This window comes from Streptomyces turgidiscabies Car8 (assembly GCF_000331005.1).
Lineage (GTDB): Bacteria > Actinomycetota > Actinomycetes > Streptomycetales > Streptomycetaceae > Streptomyces > Streptomyces turgidiscabies.
In genome coordinates this window covers 1-8,137 of sequence record NZ_AEJB01000148.1, presented here as the reverse complement: position 1 = coordinate 8,137, position 8,137 = coordinate 1, and the positions used below count along the sequence as shown (strand labels likewise).

The following is an 8,137-nucleotide window of genomic DNA, read 5'->3' as shown; positions in this document are numbered from 1 at the left end:
CCCGTGATCTCGTACATCCTCCGTCGGACGTTCGCGGCAGTGATCCTGCTGCTGGTCGTCACCGCGGTGACCTTCGCCATCTTCTTCCTGCTGCCACGGCTCGCCGGCCAGACCGCCGACCAGCTGGCCCAGCAGTACATCGGGAAGAGCCCGTCGGCGGCGGACATCGCTGCGGTCAAGAGCAACCTCGGTCTGGACGACCCCCTTTATCTCCAGTACTGGCACTTCATCAAGGGGATCGTGTCCGGCGCCACCTTTGACCTGGGGCCCACCACGGCACACTGCAACGCGCCGTGCTTCGGCTACTCCTTCAAGACCCATGTCGAGGTCTGGCCGCAGCTCACCTCCCGCCTTCCGGTGACGATCTCGCTCGCCGCCGGCGCTGCCGTGATGTGGCTGGTGTCCGGTGTGACGATCGGTGTCATCTCCGCCCTGAAGCCTGGATCGTTCTTCGACCGGTCCTTCATGGGCGTCGCCCTCGCCGGTGTCTCGCTGCCCATGTTCTTCACCGGCAACCTGGCACTGCTGCTCTTCACCTACCAGTGGCCGATCTTCGGCAGAACCTATGTACCGTTCACCGAGAACCCGGCACAGTGGGCCAACACCCTGTTCCCGGCGTGGTGTTCGCTCGCCCTTCTCTACTCCGCCATCTACGCGCGGCTCACCCGCTCGGGGATGCTGGAGACGATGAACGAGGACTTCATCCGCACGGCCCGCGCCAAGGGTCTGCGGGAGCGCAACGTCGTCGTCCGGCACGGTCTGCGGGCCGCGCTGACCCCGATCATCACCGTGTTCGGCATGGACCTGGGTCTGCTGCTCGGCGGTGCGCTGATCACCGAGACGGTGTTCTCGCTGCACGGCGTCGGTGAGTACGCGGTGCAGGGCATCAAGGACAACGACCTGCCCCCGATCCTCGGCGTGACCCTGCTCGCCGCCCTCTTCGTCGTTGTCGCAAATCTTCTGGTGGACCTGCTCTACGCGGCCGCCGACCCGCGGGTGAGGCTCTCGTGACCGAACTGACTCCTTTGCCTGCGAACAGCGCTGCGGTGGGCGAGCCCTCGCCCTCGCACGCGCCCAGCGCCTTCCTCGAAGTCCGCGACCTCAAGGTCCACTTCCCGACCGACGACGGTGTGGTCAAGTCCGTCGACGGACTCAGCTTCCAGTTGGAGAAGGGCAAGACCCTCTCCATCGTGGGCGAGTCCGGCTCCGGCAAGTCCGTCACCTCGCTCGCCATCATGGGCCTGCACCGGCTCGGCGCCCGCGGCAAGAACGTGCGGATGTCCGGCGAGATCTGGCTCGACGGCAAGGAACTGGTCGGCGCGGACCCGGACGAGGTCCGCAAGCTGCGGGGCCGCGACATGGCGATGATCTTCCAGGATCCGCTGTCCGCGATGCACCCGTACTACAAGATCGGCAACCAGATCGTGGAGGCGTACCGCGTCCACCACGACGTCAGCAAGAAGGTCGCCCGCACCCGGGCGATCGAGATGCTCGACCGGGTCGGCATCCCCGAGCCCGGCAAGCGCGTCGACAGCTACCCGCACGAGTTCTCCGGCGGTATGCGCCAGCGCGCGATGATCGCGATGGCGCTGGTCAACAACCCCGAACTGCTCATCGCGGACGAGCCGACGACCGCCCTCGACGTGACCGTCCAGGCGCAGATCCTCGACCTGATCCGGGACCTGCAGAAGGAGTTCGGCTCCGCGGTGGTCCTGATCACCCACGACCTCGGCGTGGTCGCCGAGATCGCCGACGAGGTCCTGGTGATGTACGGCGGCCGGTGCGTGGAGCGCGGGCCGGTCGACGAGATCTTCGCGCAGCCGCAGCACCCGTACACCTGGGGGCTGCTCGGTTCCATGCCGCGCATCGACCGTGAGACCTCCGACCGGCTCATCCCCGTCAAGGGACAGCCGCCGAGCCTCATCAACGTCCCCTCGGGCTGCGCCTTCCACCCGCGCTGCCCGTACGCGGACATTCCCAAGGGCGATGTCACCCGTACCGTCCGCCCGGAACTCCAGCAGGTCGCCGGCGGGCACTTCTCCGCCTGCCACCTCTCGCCGGAGGACCGTACGCGGATCTGGACCGAAGAGATTGCGCCGAAGCTGTGAGCGAGACGAAGAAACCCGAGGCGGCGGCCTCCTCCGACGAGCGCGAGGTACTGCTCAGGGTCGAGGGCCTGGTCAAGCACTTCCCCATCAAGAAGGGGATCCTGCAGCGTCAGGTCGCCGCGGTGAAGGCCGTCGACGGCATCTCCTTCGAGGTGCGCAAGGGCGAGACCCTCGGCGTCGTCGGTGAGTCGGGCTGCGGCAAGTCGACCATGGGCCGGGTCGTCACCCGGCTCCAGGAACCGACCGGCGGCTCGATCCACTTCGAGGGCCAGGACATCACGCGGCTGAACGCGGCCGGGATGCGTCCGCTGCGGCGGGACATCCAGATGATCTTCCAGGACCCGTACGGCTCCCTGAACCCCCGTCACACCATCGGCTCGATCGTCTCGGCGCCCTTCCGGCTCCAGGGCGTGGAGCCCGAGGGCGGGGTGAAGAAGGAGGTCCAGCGCCTCCTGGAGCTGGTCGGCCTGAGCCCGGAGCACTTCAACCGCTACCCGCACGAGTTCTCCGGCGGCCAGCGCCAGCGCATCGGCATCGCCCGCGCGCTCGCCCTGAAGCCGAAGCTGGTCGTGGCGGACGAGCCGGTCTCCGCGCTGGACGTGTCGATCCAGGCGCAGGTCGTCAACCTGATGGACGACCTCCAGAAGGAACTCGGCCTGACCTACGTGATCATCGCGCACGACCTGTCCGTCGTACGCCATGTCTCGGACCGGATCGCGGTGATGTACCTCGGCAAGATCGTCGAACTCGCCGACCGGAACTCCCTGTACCAGGCGCCGATGCACCCGTACACCAAGGCCCTGATGTCGGCGGTGCCGGTTCCCGATCCCAAGCGCCGGGGCGCCAAGAGCGAGCGCATCCTGCTCAAGGGCGATGTGCCGTCGCCGATCGCACCGCCCAGCGGCTGCCGTTTCCACACCCGGTGCTGGAAGGCGACGGAGATCTGCAGGACGACCGAGCCGCCGCTCCTGGAGCTGAAGCCCGGCCAGCAGGTCGCCTGTCACCACCCGGAGAACGCCGAGGACCAGGCCCCGCAGGACACCCAGCTCCTGTCGGCGGCCCGGGAAGCGGTGGAACTGGTGACACTGGCCGCGAAGGCCGACCCGAAGACGAACGACGAGCCCACCGCTCCTCAGGAGTCAACGGACAAGTAGGGCATGACGAGTTGGCAAAGTCATGCACATGCCCGAACGGGAGAGCGCAGAGTCGTCCGTGTCCGTCTTATCCGACCGGTACACGCTCGAAAGGGACGACTCATGGCACTCTCCCGTTCGGCACGTTTAGGGGCCGTCGCCACCGCGGCGGCCTCTTTCCTTGTGATCGCCGCCTCCTCCCACCCGGCCCCGGGGGCCGACGGCATCGGTGACTCCTACTTCCCACAGCTCGGCAACGGCGGCTTCGACGCCCGGCACTACGCCCTCGACATCGCGTACAACCCGGACACCGACCGTCTCGACGGGCTGACCACCATCACCGCCCGCGCCACCCAGAACCTCTCGTCCTTCGATCTGGACCTCCAGCAGCTGGAGGTCACACGGGTCGAAGTGGACGGCAGACGGGCCCGGTTCACGCGCACGGGCGACGAGATACGCGTCACGCCCCGCGGCTCCCTGTCCAAGGGACGGGAGTTCGAGGTCGCCGTCACCTACGGCGGTGTGCCCGAACCGCTGGGCGGGCCCATCGTCTTCGGCTCCAGCTACGGGTGGATGAAGACCGCCGACGGTGTCTTCGTCGCCTGTGAACCCAACGCCGCCTCCACCTGGTTCCCGTCCAGCGACCACCCCTCCGACAAGGCGTCCTTCGACATCCGGATCAAGGCGCCGAAGGGGCTGACGGGTGTCTCCAACGGCCGGCTGGTGTCGACGTACGACAAGGGCGGCTCGACGTACACCCACTGGCGCGAGAAGAAGCAGATGGCGACCTACCTCGCCACCGCGACCATCGGGAAGTTCGACGTGAAGACGGGCGTCACGCCCGGCGGGACGCCGATCTACGTGGCCATCGACCCGGTGCTGGCGGGCAGCAACAACGTCGATGTGTACGCGGTGACGGCGGAGGCCACCGACTACTGGTCGAAGGTCTTCGGGCCCTACCCGTTCGAGGAGACCGGGGCGATCGTCGACGACATGCCGGAGGCCGGCTTCTCCCTGGAGACGCAGACCAAGCCGGTGTACTCGGCCGTGCGCAACGAGACGACCATCGTGCACGAGCTTGCCCACCAGTGGTTCGGCGACTCCGTGTCGGTGGACCACTGGAAGGACATCTGGCTCAACGAGGGCTTCGCGACCTACTCCCAGTGGCTGTGGGCCGAGTACAAGGGCACCCGCTCGGCGCACGACTCCTTCCTGGCCGGGTACAACTCCCGTCCCGCCGACAGCGCCTTCTGGCAGATCGTCGTCGGCGACCCGCAGCGCGACACCATGTTCGCCTCGGCGGTCTACCAGCGCGGCGCGATGACCCTGCAGATGCTCCGCGAACGCATCGGCGACGCCGCCTTCTTCAAGCTCCTGCCCACCTGGACCAGACTCCACCGGTACGGGAACGCGGACACGGACGACTTCGTCCGGCTCGCGGAGAAGATCAGCGGCAAGCAACTCGACGATCTGTTCCGGACCTGGCTGTTCACGACCGGCAAGCCCGCCCTGTAGTCCCATCCGGTAAGCCCGCGGTCACAATACGGGGGTGATTCACCAGCTCTTCAGCCCCTCCGTCCAGCACACCCTCGACCTCGTCGGCATTTTCGTCTTCGCGATCTCCGGCGCCCTGCTCGCCGTCCGCAAGAACTTCGACGTCTTCGGGATCGCCGTCCTCGCCGAGGTCACCGCGCTGGGCGGAGGGCTGCTCCGGGATCTGGTCATCGGGGCGGTGCCGCCGGCGGCGTTCACGGATCTCGGGTACTTCCTGACGCCGCTGCTCGCCGCCCTGCTGGTCTTCTTCCTCCACCCGGAGGTGGAGCGCATCCAGGCGGGGGTGAACGTGTTCGACGCGGCGGGGCTCGGCCTGTTCTGCGTCACGGGCACGGTCAAGGCGTACGACCACGGCCTCGGCCTCACCGCCTCCGCCGCCCTCGGTCTCGCGACCGCCGTGGGCGGCGGAGTGCTGCGTGACGTCCTCGCCAACGAGGTTCCCTCCCTGCTGCGCTGGGACCGTGACCTGTACGCGGTCCCGGCGATCGTCGGCTCCGCGCTGGTGGTCCTCTGTATCCGCTACGACGTTCTCAACCCGTTCACCAGCGGGCTCGCGGTCGTCACGGCCTTCGTACTGCGGCTGCTCGCGATGCGGTACCACTGGCGAGCGCCGCGCGCGTGGCACCGGCGGTCGACGGCCCATGACGAGGAGTCCGCGCGGTAGAGCCGGTGGTGCCGGCCCGGCCGCCGCCCGCCTTCTGGCCGCCCGCGTCGAACTGCTGGGTCAGCCAGCGGAACACCGTGGTGATCTGGGGCCGCCACAGCGCCATGTTGTGGCCGCCGGCGCTGCGCGGCAGGAACACCACGTCCACCGCCGTCGGCGGCTTCGCCACCTTCTGCAGAGCCCGCCCGGCCTCGTAGCCGTCGCCGGACTCGCCGGAGACGTAGAGCGCGACAGCGGGCGGGACCCGGTCGTGCTTGAGGATCAGGTACGGGTTGTTCGCGGCCCTCAGCTGCGGGGTCTCGGCGGCCAGCGAGAGGGGTTCCCCGGCCGGGTCGTTGTAGCCGGACATGGACACCGCGGCCCGGTAGCGGTCGGGGTGCGCGACGGCGAGCTTCGCCGCGCAGTGCGCTCCGGCCGAGTACCCGGCGACGGCCCAGCCGCCCGGCCCGCTCTCGGCGCGGAAGTTGTCCGTGACCATCTTCGGTACGTCGACACTGAGCCAGGTGTCCGCGTTGACCCGGCCCGCGATGTTGGCGCAGCCCGTGTCGGCGTCGGCGATGAGCGTCGTGCGCGGCGACACCAGGATGAAGGGCGTGATCTGGCCGCTCTTCATCAGCGGCAGCAACTGCTCGGGCGCGTGCAGTGAACCGAACCAGGACTTCGCCGAGCCCGGATAGCCGGGCAGCAGCTCGACGACCGGGAACAGGCGGTGCTTGTAGGCGGCCTCGTGGTACTGCGGGGGCAGCCAGACGTAGACCTCGGCGTCGACGCCCGAGACCTGGCCCCTGAGGTCGGTGACGTCGACGCCGCCGGCCGCGTGCATGCCCGGCCCGTTGGCCTCGCGGAACGTCTGCTTCACCTTCGGCAGCTTGCGCAGCGAGATGCCGCCGGTGCCGTCGGGGCCGAGGTCGGCGGCGGCCTGGACATGGTCGCCCGTGCCGAGGAGGTCGCCCCAGTTGTCGTACAGGTTGTTGGAGTTGTTCACCAGCAGGAAGACCAGGGTGACCGCGGTGCCCTGGGCGAACAGCACCATCAGCAGCCGGGCGGCGCCCCGCACGAGGACGGGCCCGCGCACCCGGGACCAGAGGGCGAGGGGCAGCAGTACGGCGACGGCGGCGAGCGCGATCGTCGTGAGGAGGAACGGCGTACCGGTGAGGCTCATGTCTGTGAGGAGGCCGATCGGGGCCGGCAGGTCACGGCTGCGGAGAAACCCTTACCCAAGACAATCCGGGCACTTACCAAGTGTGCGATTCCGGTCTCGCGGTACAAAGCTACCGCTTAGTATTGCTCTGCTGTATCGTTCACGCATGCCAGAAGCAGCTTCCGCCCAGTCCGTGCGGGCCACCATCGGCGACAGCGAGTTCGACCGCGACACCGCCGTCACCCGGCGCGCGTCCGGTGTCTACGACACCGAACTCTCCGCCGGCTGGACCGTCATCAACGCCGTCAACGGCGGCTATCTGCTGGCGGTGCTGGGCCGCGCCCTCGCGGACGCCCTCCCGCACAGCGACCCCTTCAGCGTCTCCGCGCACTACCTCACCGCGTCCCGCCCGGGCCCGGCCGTCATCCGTACCGAGGTCGTCCGCACCGGACGCTCGCTGTCGACGGGCACGGCCTCGCTCTTCCAGTACGACGACGAGGGCCAGGAGGTCGAACGGATCCGGGTGCTCGCCTCCTACGGCGACCTGGGTGCCCTGCCCGACGACGTCCGGACGACCGCCGCGCCGCCCGCGATGCCGCCCATGGACCAGTGCTTCGGCCCCCAGGACGCGCCCGCGCCGGTCCCCGGCGGCTCCGCCATCGCAGACCGGCTGCTGCTGAAGCTCGACCCGGCCACGCTCGGCTGGGCGCTCGGCGCGCCCTCCGGCAAGGGGGAGATGCGGTCCTGGTTCGGGCTCGCCGACGGCCGCGACACCGACCCGCTCGCGCTGCTCCTCGCCGTCGACGCGCTGCCGCCGACCGCGTTCGAGATCGGCCTGTCCGGCTGGGTCCCGACGGTCGAACTCACCGTGCACGTGCGCTGCCGCCCGGCGCCGGGCCCGCTTCGGGTCTCGATAACGACCCGCAACCTGGCCGGCGGCTTCCTGGAGGAGGACGCCGAGGTCTGGGACAGCGCCGACCGACTCGTCGCCCAGTCGCGGCAGTTGGCGAGCGTACGGCTCGCATAGGGGCCGCGGTACGGCGGGTTCTGTCACGGACCTGTACCAGTGGGTAGTTTGCTGTACGGCGAGAAAGGCCAGGTCAGGCGGGTCTCTGTAGACGTGCTTTACCTGACGCACAGGCAGAGAACAGGGCGTACTCAAGGAAGCACCAGGTGTCGTTGATTCGATGCCCGCCTCGAAACTCCCTCATCTTTCCTGGAGTTGTTTCTCATGAAGCGTGTGCGTCTCGTCCCCGCCGTGGCCCTGCTGGCGCTGTCCCCGCTGGTGCTCACCGCCTGTGGTTCGGGTGACTCGTCGACCTCGACCAGCGGCAACTCCGGTACCTCCGGGCAGAGTTGCCAGCGTCCGTCCGGTGCCCCCTCGGGCATGCCCAGCGGTGCCCCGTCAGGTGCGCCGACCAGCGGCGCCTCGGGGGCTCCATCGGGCATGCCGACCGGTGCGGCCCCGTCCGGCGCCCCCTCGGGCATGCCGTCCGGCGGCCCCGGTGGCGGCGGTGGCCAGGGCGGCGGCGGCTGC

Annotated in this window: 8 protein-coding genes; 7 read left to right on the top strand and 1 reads right to left on the bottom strand. The window is 69.0% G+C overall.

Annotated elements, in window-relative coordinates:
• Window positions 1-3 precede the first annotated feature (3 nt).
• The 5 genes from STRTUCAR8_RS09380 (at window position 4) to STRTUCAR8_RS09360 (ending at window position 5,459) form a co-directional block, all read left to right on the top strand.
• Window positions 4-1,011, top strand: a complete 1,008-nt coding sequence (locus STRTUCAR8_RS09380; RefSeq protein ID WP_044471912.1) for an ABC transporter permease — start codon at window positions 4-6, stop codon at window positions 1,009-1,011.
• A complete protein-coding gene (locus tag STRTUCAR8_RS09375) occupies window positions 1,008-2,108 on the top strand; it encodes an ABC transporter ATP-binding protein (RefSeq protein ID WP_006375324.1) in 1,101 nt (366 codons plus the stop codon). Before STRTUCAR8_RS09380 ends, STRTUCAR8_RS09375 begins: the two co-directional genes overlap by 4 nt.
• Window positions 2,105-3,262, top strand: a complete 1,158-nt coding sequence (locus tag STRTUCAR8_RS09370; RefSeq protein ID WP_006375325.1) for an ABC transporter ATP-binding protein — start codon at window positions 2,105-2,107, stop codon at window positions 3,260-3,262. Before STRTUCAR8_RS09375 ends, STRTUCAR8_RS09370 begins: the two co-directional genes overlap by 4 nt.
• Before the next feature lie 102 nt (window positions 3,263-3,364).
• Entirely contained in the window at window positions 3,365-4,756 is a 1,392-nt protein-coding gene (locus tag STRTUCAR8_RS09365) for a M1 family metallopeptidase (protein WP_044471911.1), read from the top strand.
• 34 nt (window positions 4,757-4,790) lie between these two features.
• Complete coding sequence (locus STRTUCAR8_RS09360) at window positions 4,791-5,459, top strand: trimeric intracellular cation channel family protein (protein WP_044471910.1); 669 nt, start codon at window positions 4,791-4,793, stop codon at window positions 5,457-5,459.
• Here STRTUCAR8_RS09360 and STRTUCAR8_RS09355 read toward each other — a convergent pair.
• Complete coding sequence (locus STRTUCAR8_RS09355; RefSeq protein WP_006375326.1) at window positions 5,356-6,621, bottom strand: alpha/beta hydrolase; 1,266 nt, start codon at window positions 6,619-6,621, stop codon at window positions 5,356-5,358. The two genes, STRTUCAR8_RS09360 and STRTUCAR8_RS09355, sit on opposite strands and share 104 nt — an antisense overlap.
• Window positions 6,622-6,766: 145 nt before the next feature.
• On the opposite strand from STRTUCAR8_RS09355, the gene STRTUCAR8_RS09350 reads away from it, so the two are divergent.
• Both STRTUCAR8_RS09350 and STRTUCAR8_RS51625 read left to right on the top strand, forming a co-directional pair.
• A complete protein-coding gene (locus STRTUCAR8_RS09350; RefSeq protein WP_006375321.1) occupies window positions 6,767-7,627 on the top strand; it encodes a thioesterase family protein in 861 nt (286 codons plus the stop codon).
• A gap of 204 nt (window positions 7,628-7,831) precedes the next feature.
• Window positions 7,832-8,137, top strand: a 306-nt coding sequence (locus STRTUCAR8_RS51625) for a hypothetical protein (RefSeq protein ID WP_044471913.1), incomplete at its 3' end; no start/stop codon positions are given.